At 69.9% G+C, this 14,126-nt stretch carries 11 protein-coding genes; 6 read left to right on the top strand and 5 right to left on the bottom strand.

The features are described 5' to 3' along the window. Positions 1–505: 505 nt before the first annotated feature. On the bottom strand, positions 506–1,921 hold the full coding sequence (locus VGZ32_RS19970; RefSeq protein WP_326887623.1) for a transcriptional regulator: 1,416 nt from the start codon (positions 1,919–1,921) through the stop codon (positions 506–508). A 227-nt stretch (positions 1,922–2,148) separates the two neighbouring features. Between VGZ32_RS19970 and VGZ32_RS19965 the strand changes: the two genes are divergently transcribed. Continuing rightward, on the top strand, positions 2,149–2,853 hold the full coding sequence (locus VGZ32_RS19965; RefSeq protein WP_326887622.1) for a bifunctional DNA primase/polymerase: 705 nt from the start codon (positions 2,149–2,151) through the stop codon (positions 2,851–2,853). Between the two features lie 201 nt (positions 2,854–3,054). On the opposite strand, the gene VGZ32_RS19960 is transcribed toward VGZ32_RS19965, so the two are convergent. Together VGZ32_RS19960 and pdxH are read right to left on the bottom strand one after the other, a co-directional pair. Next, positions 3,055–3,756, bottom strand: a complete 702-nt coding sequence (locus VGZ32_RS19960) for a metal-dependent transcriptional regulator (protein WP_326887621.1) — start codon at positions 3,754–3,756, stop codon at positions 3,055–3,057. A gap of 181 nt (positions 3,757–3,937) precedes the next feature. Then, positions 3,938–4,609: a pyridoxamine 5'-phosphate oxidase gene (gene pdxH, locus VGZ32_RS19955; RefSeq protein ID WP_326887620.1), complete on the bottom strand. Its 672-nt coding sequence runs from the start codon at positions 4,607–4,609 to the stop codon at positions 3,938–3,940. A 337-nt stretch (positions 4,610–4,946) separates the two neighbouring features. On the opposite strand from pdxH, the gene VGZ32_RS19950 reads away from it, so the two are divergent. Together VGZ32_RS19950 and serC are read left to right on the top strand one after the other, a co-directional pair. Further along, the gene (locus VGZ32_RS19950; RefSeq protein WP_349263676.1) at positions 4,947–6,050 is read left to right on the top strand and encodes a citrate synthase 2; all 1,104 of its coding nucleotides are present in this window, start codon (positions 4,947–4,949) and stop codon (positions 6,048–6,050) included. A gap of 319 nt (positions 6,051–6,369) precedes the next feature. Then, positions 6,370–7,488, top strand: a complete 1,119-nt coding sequence (gene serC / locus VGZ32_RS19945) for a phosphoserine transaminase (protein WP_349263675.1) — start codon at positions 6,370–6,372, stop codon at positions 7,486–7,488. 169 nt (positions 7,489–7,657) lie between these two features. On the opposite strand, the gene thpR is transcribed toward serC, so the two are convergent. Then, on the bottom strand, positions 7,658–8,206 hold the full coding sequence (thpR, locus tag VGZ32_RS19940) for an RNA 2',3'-cyclic phosphodiesterase (protein ID WP_326887617.1): 549 nt from the start codon (positions 8,204–8,206) through the stop codon (positions 7,658–7,660). A gap of 50 nt (positions 8,207–8,256) precedes the next feature. After that, positions 8,257–9,546 carry an MFS transporter gene (locus VGZ32_RS19935; RefSeq protein WP_326887616.1) on the bottom strand — a complete coding sequence of 430 codons (1,290 nt, stop codon included), beginning with the start codon at positions 9,544–9,546 and terminating at the stop codon, positions 8,257–8,259. Between the two features lie 217 nt (positions 9,547–9,763). On the opposite strand from VGZ32_RS19935, the gene VGZ32_RS19930 reads away from it, so the two are divergent. The 3 genes from VGZ32_RS19930 (at position 9,764) to VGZ32_RS19920 (ending at position 14,049) form a co-directional block, all read left to right on the top strand. Continuing rightward, positions 9,764–10,120, top strand: coding sequence for a YciI family protein (locus VGZ32_RS19930; protein WP_326887615.1), 357 nt, complete (start codon positions 9,764–9,766; stop codon positions 10,118–10,120). A gap of 91 nt (positions 10,121–10,211) precedes the next feature. Next, positions 10,212–11,423, top strand: a complete 1,212-nt coding sequence (locus tag VGZ32_RS19925) for an RNA polymerase sigma factor (protein ID WP_349263674.1) — start codon at positions 10,212–10,214, stop codon at positions 11,421–11,423. A 619-nt stretch (positions 11,424–12,042) separates the two neighbouring features. Then, complete coding sequence (locus tag VGZ32_RS19920) at positions 12,043–14,049, top strand: VCBS repeat-containing protein (RefSeq protein ID WP_326887613.1); 2,007 nt, start codon at positions 12,043–12,045, stop codon at positions 14,047–14,049. The last annotated feature ends 77 nt before the right edge of the window (positions 14,050–14,126 follow it).

Genomic DNA, 14,126 nt, shown 5'->3' with positions numbered 1-14,126 from the left:
AGGCATGGTCGAGGCCTCACCCGCCGGACCGGTCCACTCCGCGGCGGGGTACGGCGCGGGCTCGGGCGGCTGCTCGGGCCACCCGGTGACGGGCGTCTCCGGCGACTGGGACATGGCGCGAATCCTCACAGACGACACGGGTTCACAGCGGGCGCGGCGGCAACATCGTTCCACACCGGCGCCGCCCCGGGTTCCCGGCTGGTGAACCGATGAAGCATCAGCCAACCAAACCCGGTGCGCCCCGGCAAGGTCGGACCGCCGGAATCGCCGCATTCGCCCCGAAATGGAACCGCGATTCGGGCGCGCCTGGGCGTGAAGCACCCCCGGTGCCGTCAGGCACCTATGGTTCACAGTTTCCCGATATGAGGGACTCCGCCGCCTTGCGAATCGCACGCGTCGGACGTCGCGGGCTCATCCGACGCTCCTTCTTGAACACGCCCGAGCTCTGGCCGCCCGAATGCGGGTCCGCGCGGCCGTCGACGTTTCCGTCGTGCTCAGCGCCCGTTCACGCTGCGGCGGCCGCCGCCTGCCGCACCGCCAGCCGACCGAGCCGCTCCCGGAAGCCGCGCACCGCGATGGTCTCGCGGTACGGGTCCAGCCGACGGTCCAGGTCGTGCAGGTACTCGACGCCGCGGTGCGAGCGCAGCTGGGCGAGCAGGTCGATCGCCGCCGTGCCCGCCGCGCAGGCCGCCTCGACCTCGCGCTCCTGCGCGTACGCGGTGGCGACCAGCACCGTGTCCACGGCGCGGCGGCGCACGTGCCGCTCCGCGTGCCCGGCCAGCGCGCGCTCGGCGTGGTCCTTCGCCTGCCGCGGCCGGTCCAGGTCGCGGTAGCAGTGCGCGAACTCGTCCATCAGATACGCCGGAGTGAAGTGCTGGATCCACTCGGGGTCCTGCGCCGGCTCGGACTTCTCCATCTCCGCCGCGGCCTTGGCGAGCGCCGCCTCGCAGGCCCTTGCGTCGCCGAGCACCGCGTGCCCGCGCGCCTCCGCGGCGTGGAACATCGCCCGCGCGGTCGCCGTGGCCTGGTCCCGGGCGCCTTCCTGGGCGGCGCGGGCGAGCTGCGTGATCTCGCGGGGCGAGCCGAGCTGTCCGGCCAGGTGGCTCATTCCCGCGGCCAGCACGTAACCGCCGTAAGCGCGGTCGCCGGCCGCCTGCGAGAGGCGCAGCGCCTGGATGTAGTAGCGCTGGGCCAGCCCGTGGCGCCCAGTGTCCACGGCCATGTACCCGGCGAGTTCGGTCAGCTGCGCGGCGGCGCAGAACAGCGCGCGGCCGGTGCGCTCGGGGTAGGCGCCGGTCAGCATCTCGCCGACCACCTCGTCGAGGTAGTGCACGACGATCGAACGCACATATCCGGACCCGAACTGGTGGTCGAGCTCGCGGAACGCTTTGGTGGCGGCCCGGATCGCGTAGACGTCGGCGGGCCCGACGCGCGGACCGCGCCCGGCGAGCGACAGCGGGCGGGCGACCTCGGCGTCGGGCGGGGTGATGAGCCAGTCGCGGCTGGGCGCGATGAGGGCGGCGACCGCGAAGGAGGACCCAAGGAGGAATTCCCGGTGACTTACATCGGCCCGCCACAATTCGGTGGCCTCTTCGATGGCCGCCGCGGCGCTCGGGGCGAAATGCAGACCGACGCTGGACGAGCCGTTGCGGCCGTCCGCCATGCCGATCTCCTCGACGGTGACCGGCCGGCCGAGCTTGCGGCCCAGCGCCTCGGCGATCAGGGTCGGAGCCATGCCGCGCGGCTGCTGTCCGCGCAGCCAGCGGGCGACCGACGTCTTGTCGTAGCGCAGGTCGAGGCCGTGCTCCGCGCCGACCATGTTGACTCTCCGGGCCAGCCCCGCGTTGGAGCAGGCGGCTTCGTGGATCAGGGCGGCAAGCCTCTGGTTGGGCTGCCGCGCGGCGGCGGTGCGTACAGCCATCGGGGACTCCCCTCCCTCGATTTGTGCAGTGCTCTCACGTCCAACTGCGCATATGTCGCGAAGATTAGCGTCGATTGCGAACAAGCGGTAGCCCTAAGTAACTGGCTCGTCTTTGTTCGGTTCACACAGTGACCCGTGATTCGGACGGTGCGCTGGGGTACAAGTCCAATGAATACACCCGTAACCCGGACAGTTGGCGTGCAGTTGACGCGGTTGTGGAAACCCCTGTGACTACGGCCCGCGCCACCAAGGCGCCACCCCGGGCTGCTCAGACCCAGACGTCCCCGGCGATCCCCGCACAACCAGCGCCTTCACCCTCAGGCCCGTTCAGCCTGCTTACAGCAGCCCTCGAATATATCGAAGACCAGCACTGGGAGATCGCGCTCGGCACCGAGACGCTGCGTATGGAAGGGCGCTGGGCCTGTTCCTGCGGGGACTCCGGCTGCCCGTCGCCGGGCGCGCATCCCGCGCACCGCGACTGGCAGAAACGCGCCAGCGGTCAGCCGAGCCGGGCGCACGAATGGTGGAACGCCAGTCCGCAGGCCTCGATCCTGCTGCCGACCGGCCGGACCTTCGACGTGCTCGACGTCCCCGAGGCGGCCGGCTGTCTCGGCCTGGCCCGGATGGAGCGGGCCGGGGCGACCGTCGGCCCGGTGGCCGCGACGCCTGAGCGCCGCATGTACTTCTTCGTGCTGCCGAACTGCCGGGTCAAGACCGTCAAGCTGCTCAGCGCCCTCGGCTGGGGCCGCACGAAGCTCGACCTGGCCTGCCGCGGCACCGGGGATTTCGTTGTGGCGCCGCCTTCCCGGACGCCCGGCGGCCATGTGCAGTGGGTGCGTCCGCCCGGTGAAGCGAACCGCTGGATGCCAGACGTGGAAGAGCTTCTGGCGCCGCTCGCCTACGCCTGCGGCATCCACGTGGCCCGACGTTGACCGGGGCGGCGGCGAAAGATCGCGCGGCGCGGAACGTATTTCTCCCCGATGCGCGATCTACAACCGCCCTCAAGGCCCGGTCAACGTCGGGCCACTATCAAACACTGCCGAACAAACACCGCCGAAGCGTCGATCGAGCCGCGACGCCGACCGAGCAATGACTGCAGTGATTCAGTACTAGCGACTCAGTACTTCAGCGGTTCAGCGCTTTTCCACGAACACGTGCGCGGCCAGGTCCGGCTCCAGCTCGGTGGCCTCACCGCCCGAGGAGATCGTCACCCCGCCGGCCGCCGAGGCGACCTGGAGCGCGGCGCCCGGCCGCAGCCCGACCCGGCGCAGCCGGTGCATGACGTCGGCGTCCGTCTGCACCGGCTCGCCGATCCGCCGCACCGTGACCACCGCGTGCTCGCCGTCGTCCAGACCGTCCGCGAAGTCGCGCAGCGAGACCAGCCCGCCCTCCTTGAACTCCTCGGCGTGCAGGGTCGCGTCGAGTTCCTCCAGGCCCGGGATCGGGTTCCCGTACGGCGACACCGTCGGGTTGTCCAGCAGCGCGAGCACCCGCCGCTCGACGGTCTCGCTCATCACGTGCTCCCAGCGGCACGCCTCCTCGTGGACCTCGTCCCACTCCAGGCCCAGCACGTCCACGAGCAGCCGCTCGGCCAGCCGGTGCTTGCGCATCACCCGGGTCGCGTGCACCCGCCCGGATTGGGTGAGCTGAAGGTGCCGGTCCCCCTCGACCGTCAGCAGGCCGTCGCGCGCCATCCGGGCCACGGTCTGGCTCACTGTCGGCCCGCTCTGCCCCAGCCGCTCGGCGATGCGGGCGCGCAGCGGGACGATCCCCTCTTCCTCGAGTTCGAAGATGGTCCGCAGATACATCTCCGTGGTGTCGATCAGATCGCTCACGCTCGTCGGCTCCGGCGGTAGATGGTTTCGGGTACGGCGGCGGCGTCGCCGAGGTCGGCCGCACGGCGGTCCCCCTCGGCTCGCGGCTGCTTCCCCGAGTCAATTGTGACGCATGCTTTACGCTGCGCCGACCGCGAAGCCATCCCGACCAGCCAGGCTAAGGGCGTGCGCCGACAGCTGGTCAGGGGCTGAGGCGGTCGATCCGCCACTTCTCCCCGTCCCGCACGTAGACGAGGCGGTCGTGCAGGCGGCTGACCCGCCCCTGCCAGAACTCGACGGTCTCGGGCGCGATCACGATGCCGCCCCAGTGCGGCGGGCGCGGCACCTCGCCGGGGAAGCGGCGGTCGAACTCCCGGTAGCGCTCCTCCAGCCAGGCCCGGCCCGGCTCCGGTTCGGCGATGGCAGCGGACTGCTCGCTGGCCCAGGCGCCCAGCCGGGCGCCGCGCGGACGGCTCGCGAAATAGGCGTCGCTGGCGCTTTCCGCCAGGCGCGACGCGGTGCCCGAGACGATGACCTGGCGTTCAAGCGGATACCAGGGGAAAAGCAGGCTCGCCGACGGATTGGCGGCCAGCTCCCGCCCTTTCCGCGACGTGTAGTTGGTGAAGATCGTGAAGCCTTCCGCGCCATAACCCTTAAGCAGCACGGTGCGGGACGAGGGGCGGCCGCCTTCGTCGGCGGTCGAGAGCACCACCGCGTTCGCTTCGAACCACGAAGTGTCCGATTTTGGGACAGCGGCGGCGATCTCGTCGAACCAGCGGGTGAACTGCTCCAGCGGGTCTGCTGTGAGGTCGGTCACCCCGAGGCCCCGATCGGAGTATTCCCGGCGCAGTCGGGCAAGCTCTCGCTGGTCCATTTCCGCAGGTCACCACCTGTGCTCGGGCACCCTGTGGATACGGGCGCGCTCATCCGGGGCGGCCGGACCTTCCGGCGTCGAGCTATGGTCTATACCATTGCCCCGGCCACCTGGCGTTCCGCCGATTTCCGTTCCTAAGTTGTAGCGGTCCAATATTGGTAGCCGGGCCCTCTTGGCGGGAACCTCCAAGATGGACCACCCGTTCAACGCACGAAAAACACAGAGTGCAAGGGAGCGCTCACCGCCGCTCCCCTGCGCGGCCCGCCCGGCAAAGACCGCTCCGGGCGGACTACCCCCCACGAAGGAATGCCGTACCGCAAGGGAGCAACAGATGCCCGTGCCCGACTTCGTACCCGGTCTCGAGGGCGTCATCGCCTTCGAGACGGAGATCGCCGAACCTGACAAGGACGGCGGCGCCCTCCGGTACCGCGGCGTCGACATTGAGGACCTGGTCGGGCATGTGACCTATGGGAACGTCTGGGGCCTGCTCGTGGACGGTCGGTTCAACCCGGGGCTGCCGCCGGCCGAGCCCTTCCCGATCCCGATCCACTCCGGCGACATCCGGGTCGACGTGCAGTCCGCGCTGGCCATGCTCGCTCCGGTGTGGGGCCTCAAGCCGCTGCACGACATCACCGACACCCAGGCCCGCGAGGATCTGGCCCGCGCCGCGGTCATGGCGCTGTCGTTCGTCGCCCAGTCGGCCCGCGGAATAGACAAGCCGATGGTGCCGCAGCGGGAGATCGACAAGGCGCAGACCATCGTCGAGCGGTTCATGATCCGCTGGCGCGGCGAGCCGGACCCGAAGCACGTGCAGGCCATCGACGCCTACTGGACCTCGGCGGCCGAGCACGGCATGAACGCCTCAACCTTCACCGCCCGGGTGATCGCCTCGACCGGGGCGGACGTCGCGGCGGCGCTGTCCGGCGCGGTCGGCGCCATGTCCGGCCCGCTGCACGGCGGCGCCCCGTCCCGGGTGCTGCACATGATCGAGGAGATCGAGCGGACCGGCGACGCCAAGAAGTACGTCCAGGATCTGCTGGACCGCGGCGACCGGCTGATGGGCTTCGGCCACCGGGTGTACCGGGCCGAGGACCCGCGCGCCCGCGTGCTGCGCCGCACCGCCCGGGAGCTCGGCGCGCCGCGCTACGAGATCGCCAAGGCGCTGGAGGAGGCCGCGCTCGAGGAGCTGCGCGCCCGCCGGCCGGACCGGGTGCTCGAGACCAACGTCGAGTTCTGGGCCGCGATCGTGCTGGACTTCGCCGAGGTGCCGGCCAACATGTTCACCTCGATGTTCACCTGCGCCCGCACCGCCGGCTGGTCCGCGCACGTCCTGGAGCAGAAGCGCACCGGGCGGCTGGTCCGCCCCGCAGCCCGCTACATCGGCCCGCCGCAGCGCAAGGTGCACGACATCGATGGCTACGACACGATGATCGTCCACTGAACGGTCGATACTGATCGACCGACGCTGAACGGTCGACATGAACGACCGACACCGTGCGATTCGCGCAATCGGGTGAAACCCCCGCGCAATCGATCGGAGCCTCTACTGGTGCCCGGCCGCCCCGCGCGGCCGGGCACCGGCGTCTCGTGCGCCGTCCTGTGTCACGGCCACGCCCACCAGGCGAACGACCGGTCCCAGGAATCGGTCGATCCGGTAACCTCTGCGTCACAGTCTCGGACGACGACGCCCGGGTCGGGAATCTCCCCCCGTCGGCGCGGCCGTGTCGGCGGTTCCCCACACCTCGCCGGAGGCACGCACCGTGTCGCACATCCAGATCCCCGAAGAACTCAAGCCCGCCGACGGCCGGTTCGGCTGCGGCCCGTCCAAGGTGCGGCCGGAGGCGGTCGCCGCGCTGGCCGCCCAGGGTTCGACGCTGCTGGGCACCTCGCACCGCCAGGCACCGGTGAAGAACCAGGTCAGGCGGGTGCGCGAGGGCGTGGCGCAGCTCTTCTCGCTGCCCGAGGGCTACCAGGTCGTGCTCGGCAACGGCGGCACCACCGCGTTCTGGGACATCGCCGCGTTCGGGCTGATCCGGAACAAGTCCCAGCACCTCTCCTTCGGCGAGTTCTCCTCGAAGTTCGCCGGGGCCGCCAAGTCCGCCCCGTGGCTGGCCGAGCCGCAGGTCGTCAAGTCCGAGCCGGGCTCCCATCCGCTGTCGGTCGCCGCCGACGACGTGGACGTCTACGCGCTCACCCACAACGAGACCTCGACCGGCGTGGCCATGCCGATCGTCCGGCCAGCCGGGGCCGCCGACGACGCGCTGGTGCTCGTGGACGCCACCTCGGCGGCCGGCGGCCTGCCGGTGGACGTGCGCGAGTCCGACGTCTACTACTTCGCCCCGCAGAAGAACTTCGCCTCCGACGGCGGCCTGTGGGTCGGGGTGTTCTCGCCGGCCGCGCTGGCCCGGGTCGAGGAGATCTCCGGCTCCGGCCGCTACGTGCCGACCTTCTTCGACCTGCCGACCGCGATCGACAACTCGTCGAAGGACCAGACCTACAACACCCCGGCGATCGCGACTCTGTTCCTGTTCGCCGAGCAGCTGGACTGGCTGAACGGCAACGGCGGCCTGGACTGGGCCGTGGCGCGCACCGCCGACTCCTCCGCCCGGCTGTACGGCTGGGCCGAGAAGACCGACTACACGACCCCGTACGTCACCGTTCCCGAGCAGCGCTCGCAGGTGGTCGGCACGATCGACCTGGCCGACTCGATCGACGCGGTCGCGGTGTCGAAGGCGCTGCGGGCGAACGGGATCGTGGACACCGAGTCGTACCGCAAGCTCGGCCGCAACCAGCTGCGCATCGCGATGTTCCCGGCGGTCGAGCCGGCCGACGTCGAGGCGCTGACCGCCTGCGTGGACTACGTGGTCGAACGGCTCTAACGGCCTAGCGCGGCTACCGCAGAATCGAGCCGACGACGACCAGCGCGAGCAGGGCCAAGAACGCGGCCGTCACGACTCTGGTTCTGATGCGCGGGTCCACCTGACAAGTCTAGGTACCGCCGACGGATTCATCCGTTCGGCGGTACCTGGTCTGTTCGTCAGATCTGGCTTATCGGCCGGTCAGTGCCCAGCGACCGATCCGGTTGTAGCGCTTGAGCGGGTCGTCGACGCTCTCGAACAGGTCGATCTCGCCGACGAGCCAGCGCGGCGTGCGGAACCCGGCCATCCGCTCGACGTAAGGCTGCAGGTCGACCGGACCGGCCGAGTCACGCACATGGGCCAGCGTCAGATGGGGGCGGAAGGGCCGGTCGTCAACCTTGATGTGGCAGCGGCGTGCGACGCCGGCCACCGACTCGGCCAGTCGGCCCAGCCGGTCACGGTCGCCCTGCACTCCGGTCCACAGCGCCTTCCCGGTGAAATGTCCGCCGCCCGCCAGCGACAACTCCATCGGGGTGTTGCGCCCCGCGGCCCGGCCGAGCCGGTCCTTGAGGTCTTCCAGCGCCGGCTCGGCCACCTCGCCGAAGAAGGCGAGGGTCACATGCCAGCTCTCCGGGCGGCACCAGCGCAGTTGCGGGTCGCCGTGCGGGAGGGTGGTCAGCGCGGCGCGCAGTTCCAGCACGACGGGGCGCGGCGGGATCACCGCGACGAACAACCGCATCGGGTCCTCCGGTCCGTGGCGCCGTCACCGCGACGACGCCGTCCCGCCCATCATGCGGTACGCGGGACCACTGCGAGGTGCGGACGGCTCGTCACGCTGGCCAATATTCTGCGGTCCGTGCGCCAGGCCAGCACGTACGCCGCGGCCACCGCGCCGAGCGCGGTCGACACTCCGCACAGCGCCAGGGTCCAGCGTACGCCGACCTGTCCGGCGAGCCAGCCGACCAGCGGCGAGCCGATCGGCGTGCCCCCCATGAAGACCAGGAAGTAGACGCCCATCACCCGTCCGCGCAGGGCCGGCTCGACGGTCGTCTGCATGACCGAGTTCGCCGTCGTGGCAATGGTCAAGCCAGCCATGCCGGTGAGCATGAGCGTGAACCCGAACGTGTAGAAGTCCGGCATCGCGGCAGAGACGGCCTCCAACACGCCGAAGCCCAGCGCTCCCGCCAGAACCACGCGAATCCGCGCCGTCCCGCGCCGGGCCGCCAGCAGCGCCCCGGCCAGCGAGCCCACCGCCATGACCGCCGAGAGCAGCCCGTACGCCGAGGCCCCGGCGTGGAACACCCGGGTGGTGAACAGCGGCAGCACGACCGGGAAGTTCAGCCCGAGCGTGCCGAAGACCAGGACCACGGACAGCACCGCGAGCAGGTCCGGTCGGGTGCGCAGGTAGCGGAAGCCTTCGAGTTGCTGGCCGCGCGCCCGGGACGCGACCGGCGCCGGCGCCAGCTCGTCCGTCCGGATGGCGATGAGGCCGCCGACCACCGCCGCGTACGAGACGGCGTTGATCAGAAAAACCCACCCAGAACCAATGACCTCAGACCTAAACAGGCCGATCATCAGGCCGGCCACCGCCGGGCCGACGACCCGGCCGAGGTTGAAGTTCGCGGAGTTGAGCGAGACCGCGTTCTGCAGGTGCTCCGGGCCGACCATCTCGACCACGAAGGACTGCCGGGCCGGGGTGTCCATGGCCGCGACGACACCGAGGGCCAGCGCGAACAGGTAGATCTGCCAAGTGGCGATGAGTCCGCTGACGGTCAGTACCCCGAGCACGCCGGCCAGCACGCCCATCGTGGACTGGGTGGCCATGAGGATCGTTCGTTTGCGGTACCGGTCGGCCAGAGAGCCGCCCCAGACGGAGAGCAACAGGATCGGCAGGAACTGGAGCGCTGTCACCACGCCGAGCGCGGTCCCGCTGTGGGTCAGCGCCAATACCAGCCAGTCCTGGGCGATGCGCTGCATCCAGGTGCCGGTGTTGGAAACGACTTGTCCGCCGGCGAAGAGCCGATAGTTGCGGACGCTGAGGGATCGGAAAGTGGAATCGAAGGCGCTTCGCGCGCTCAAGGGCCGCCCCCTTCAATCGATCATCGGAATGATGCAGCGAACGTTAGCCTACCTCATTAGCAGCGCTAACCAGAAATAGGTTATTCCGTATCGTGCCCCTTACCGCTAGAGAACGGCCTGAGCCGGCGCCGACGACGGGCATGAGCCGCTGTCGATTTCGGAGGATGCTGTCCGTCGTAGGGGTGTCGGAGCCGACCGAAGGTGAAAGGACACCGCCATGGCTCAGTACCTGATCCTGCTGTACGACAACGAGGCCTCCTGGGCCACCGCACCCGAAGCGAAGATGGGCGAGATGCTGGCGCAGCACGGCCGGTTCCAGGAGCAGCTCGCCGGGATGGGCGCGAAGATCCTCGGCAGCAACGCGCTCCAGCCGACCAACACCGCCACGTCCGTGCGCGGCGACGTGGTGACCGACGGCCCGTTCGTCGAGACCAAGGAGGCGCTCGGCGGCTACTACCTGATCGAGGCGCGGGACCTGGACCACGCGCTGGCCGTGGCGAAGCTCTGCCCGGTGCTGGACGGCGGGGTCGAGGTGCGTCCGGTCTGGGACGTCAACGCGGATGCCGCTGCCTGACGAGGCTCCCGGCCGCAGCGCGCCGGACGGCGGTACGGGGGCTGACGCGCGATCCGCGGTCGGCGACGCGCACCGTCGCGAGTGGGCCCTCGTGCTCGCCGCGACGGCGCGCGTCGCCGGGGACCTCGACCTGGCCGAGGAGTGTGTTCAGGACGCGTACATCTCCGCGCTCGACGCCTGGGAGCGGCAGGGCGTACCGACCAGCCCGGGCGCGTGGCTCACCACGGCCGCCCGCCGCCGGGCCCTCGACGCGCGGCGGCGGGAGCGGACCCTGCGCGACAAACTCCCGCTCCTCGTGCCGCGCGACGAAGCAGACGACATGGACGGACTCACCGATCCCGCGCTCGCGCCGGAGGACATCCCGGACGACCGGCTGCGCCTGGTGTTCACCTGCTGCCATCCCGCGCTCGGCATCGAAGCGCAGCTCGCGCTCACCCTCCGGCTCGTCTGCGGCCTGACGACCCGCCAGATCGCCGACGCCTTCCTGGTTTCCGAGGCCACCATGGCCGCACGCGTGACAAGGGCAAAGAAGAAGATCGCCGCGGCCCGCATCCCGTACCGGGTGCCCGAAGCGGCCGAGCTGCCGGACCGGCTCGGTGCCGTCCTCGCCGCCGTGCACCTGCTCTACACCACCGCGCACACTGATCCCGAAGGCGCAGCGGACCTGACGCGCCCGGATCTGGCGGAACGAGCGATCGACCTGGCCCGAATGCTGACCGCGCTCATGCCGGACGAGCCCGAAGCACGGGGCCTGCTCGCGCTGCTCCTGCTCACCGACTCCCGCAGGGAAACCCGCGTCGACCAGACTGGCCGACTCGTCTTGCTCGCCGACCAGGACCGCGGCCGCTGGGACAAGACCGCCATAGCCGAGGGGACCGCACTGGTGGCCGAGGCGCTGCGTAGCGACCGGCCGGGGAGGTACGCGATCCAGGCCGCGATCGCGGCCCTGCACAGCGAGGCGCCAAGCTACGACGCGACCGACTGGCGACAGATCGTCCAGCTCTACGATGTGCTCCTGCACGTGTGGCCCTCGCCGGTCGTCGAACTCAACCGCGCCGCCGCGCTCTCGATGGCCGAAGGCCCACAAGCAGCACTCGACGAGATCACGAAGCTCGAGCAGGACGGCCGCCTCGCCGGATATCGGTATCTGCCCGCGACGAAAGCCGACCTCCTACGCCGACTCGGCCGCTACGACGAGGCGGCAGCGGCGTACGAAGCGGCGCTCGAGCGCACCTTAGGCACCGCCGAACGCGGCTTCCTAGAGCGGCGGATCGCCGAGGTCACGACGTCGCGCGCGTCCTGACATGCCCTGATTCTCGATTCCCGCTCCCGCTCCCCAGTTCCGTTCTCGCACCGCCCCCTTCCCTACCCTCTCCCATGACAGCGATTGATCCATCCGTTCAGCTCAGCTCCGGGAGAAGTCCACGACAGGGGACCCCCACCTGCTCGCCGACGGCCACTGGTACCGCGGCAATAGACAGTTCGAGCTCTGATAGCCCGCCCACACGGCCACGCCGACCGAACGCACGTTCGTACTGCCCCAATTGGGGCACATCCGGCGTGTCCCGGCCACGCGCACCTAACCTGACCTGCACTCGAGATAACTTCGTCACGGTGCTGAAACAGGTCTAGCCCACCGCTCAGTCACCCTGTTAATATTTCGCCCGGCTGCTACTTGAGGGTCGTCATCTATGTATGTGGGGGTATGTCGGGGGGTTCAGTCTTCCTTCGCCGCATCGTGCTGAAGGAACGGGGCTTCCGGGATTCGTCGCATCACCGCGGTCGCGGTGATAGGTGGATCACATTCAAGTACGGCCTCAACCATGGGATCGGATGGGGTGCCGGGCTCTGCTTCCCCACGGGGGCTCGTCGTGCCCGCGACCTCTTCCGCGCCTGTACTTCTCCAATCACGGAGTGAAAAAGTGCATCAACCAAGCCTCAAGAGGGCGGCGACCGCCCTGGCCGTTGGGGTGGCGGTGGCCAGTTCGGTCGCCGTCACGGCCAGTTCCGCGAACGCCGCTTCGGGCTCGAGCGGCAAGGCCGCCCAGAACGCGCAGTACGCGGCCAACCTGGCCGCCGTCAAGGCTGCGACCGCCGGACACGCCTACCGGCACGGCGTCGTTCCCTCGCTCAACGCGACGACGGCCGCCAAGAAGGCGGTCACCGCGGCGGGCCCCACCTACTACTTCGACGGCAAGCTCCACTACAACAGCGGCACCGACGGCGAGGGCGTGCAGACGTCGGCGCCGAAGGTGTACATCGTCTACCTCGGCAGCCAGTGGGGGACCGCCAGCACGTCCGGCGGCGACACGCTCTTCAGCGGCGACACCGCAGGCATGGCTAAGGCGCAGCAGGACTTCTTCCGGGGGCTCGGCTCCAACAGCGAGAAGTGGTCGAACGTCGCCACCCAGTACTGCCAGGGCGTCGCCACCGGCGCGTTCGCCTGCCCGGTGAGCGCGCAGCACGTCGCGGCCGCGTCCGGGGGCGTGCTGGCCGGCGTCTGGTACGACAACTCGACCGCGGTCGCCGACAGCCTCACCGCGAACCAGATCGCCCAGGAGGCCGCCGCCGCGGCGGCGCACTTCGGCAACACCACGGCCGCGTCGAACGCGAACGCGCAGTACATCGTCACCTTCCCGACCGGGACCCACCCCGACGGCTGGGACCCGACCGGCAGCACCAACACGTTCTGCGCCTGGCATGACTACACCGGCGACCCGTCGATGGACGGCGGCGGCGCGATCACCTCGCCCTCCGGCGACATCGCGTTCACCCTGATGCCATACCTGCCGGACGCACAGAACGGGATCTGCGGTCAGGACTTCGTGAACGGCGGGTCCGCGGGCAACCTCGACGGCGTGAGCATCGTCGGCGGGCACGAGTACGCGGAAACCCAGACCGACCCGTTCCCGAACAGCGCTCCCGGTGCGGCCGACCTCACCAGCGGCGGCTGGCTGGCCCAGATGTACGACCAGTCCGGGACGCCCGTGGGCCAGGAGGAGATCGGTGACCTCTGCGCCTGGATGCCCGCCGGGCCCACACAACTCACCGGACACGCGACGGACCTGAATCTGTCCACCGGCTCGTTCGCGGTGCAGGGCCTGTGGTCCAACTCGGATCACAACTGCGCGACGGCGGTGCAGACCGTCGACTTCAACAGCGACCTGCTGACCGACGTGGCCGGCATCGACGCCAACAACAACCTGATGTACTACGCGGGCGACGGCCAGGGCCACGTGACCGGCGGCGCGAACCTGCTGCAGCCGGGCGGCCTGTGGAAGGGCTTCAAGCAGCTGGTGGCCGGTGACTTCAACGGCGACGGCAACACCGACATCGCCGGCATCGACGCCAACAACAACCTCTCGCTGTACGCCGGCGATGGCCACGGCCACCTGACCCCGGCCGGGCTGATGTGGCCCGCCGGCGGCCTGTGGGCCGGTTTCAAGGAGATCGTCGCCGGCGACTTCCGCGGCAACGGGATCACCGACATCGCCGGCATCGACGCCAACAACGACCTGCACCTGTACACCAACGACGGCCACGGCCACCTGTCCGACGGCGGCTACATGTGGCCCAAGGGCGGCGACTGGGCCGGCTTCAAGCAGATCGTCGCGGGCGACTTCCGCGGCGACGGCATCACCGACATCGCGGGCATCGACGCCAACAACGACCTCAAGGCCTACCACGGAAACGGCACGGGCCAACTCGACGGCACCAGCTGGTACGTGTGGCCCAAGGGCGGCGACTGGGGCGGCTTCAAGCGCATCCTCGCCGGCGACTTCAACAGCGACAACATCACCGACATCGCAGGCATCGACGCCAACAACAACCTGAAGCTGTACCAGGGCATCGGCAACGGCACCCTGACCGGCGGCAGCCTCATGTGGCCGGCCGGCGGCGACTGGGCTGGCTTCAAGCTGCTCCTCTAGGCGCAAGAGCAGGCCACCACGGGGTGAAAGCAGCCCGGGAAGCCTGCACCTGAAGCTCAACCCGAACCTGAACCAAG

It is taken from the genome of Actinocrinis sp. (genome assembly GCF_035938995.1).
Lineage (GTDB): Bacteria > Actinomycetota > Actinomycetes > Streptomycetales > Catenulisporaceae > DASZGI01.
Note: the sequence above shows the minus strand (reverse complement) of the source record. Positions and strands in the feature narration are given on the sequence as shown.

Coding starts and splice junctions, on each gene's coding strand:
- VGZ32_RS19970 (WP_326887623.1), bottom strand. CDS start 1,921: ATGGCTGTACGCACCGCCGCCGCGCGGCAGCCCAACCAGAGGCTTGCC.
- pdxH (WP_326887620.1), bottom strand. CDS start 4,609: ATGGACCAGCGAGAGCTTGCCCGACTGCGCCGGGAATACTCCGATCGG.
- thpR (WP_326887617.1), bottom strand. CDS start 8,206: ATGCGGTTGTTCGTCGCGGTGATCCCGCCGCGCCCCGTCGTGCTGGAA.
- VGZ32_RS19930 (WP_326887615.1), top strand. CDS start 9,764: ATGGCTCAGTACCTGATCCTGCTGTACGACAACGAGGCCTCCTGGGCC.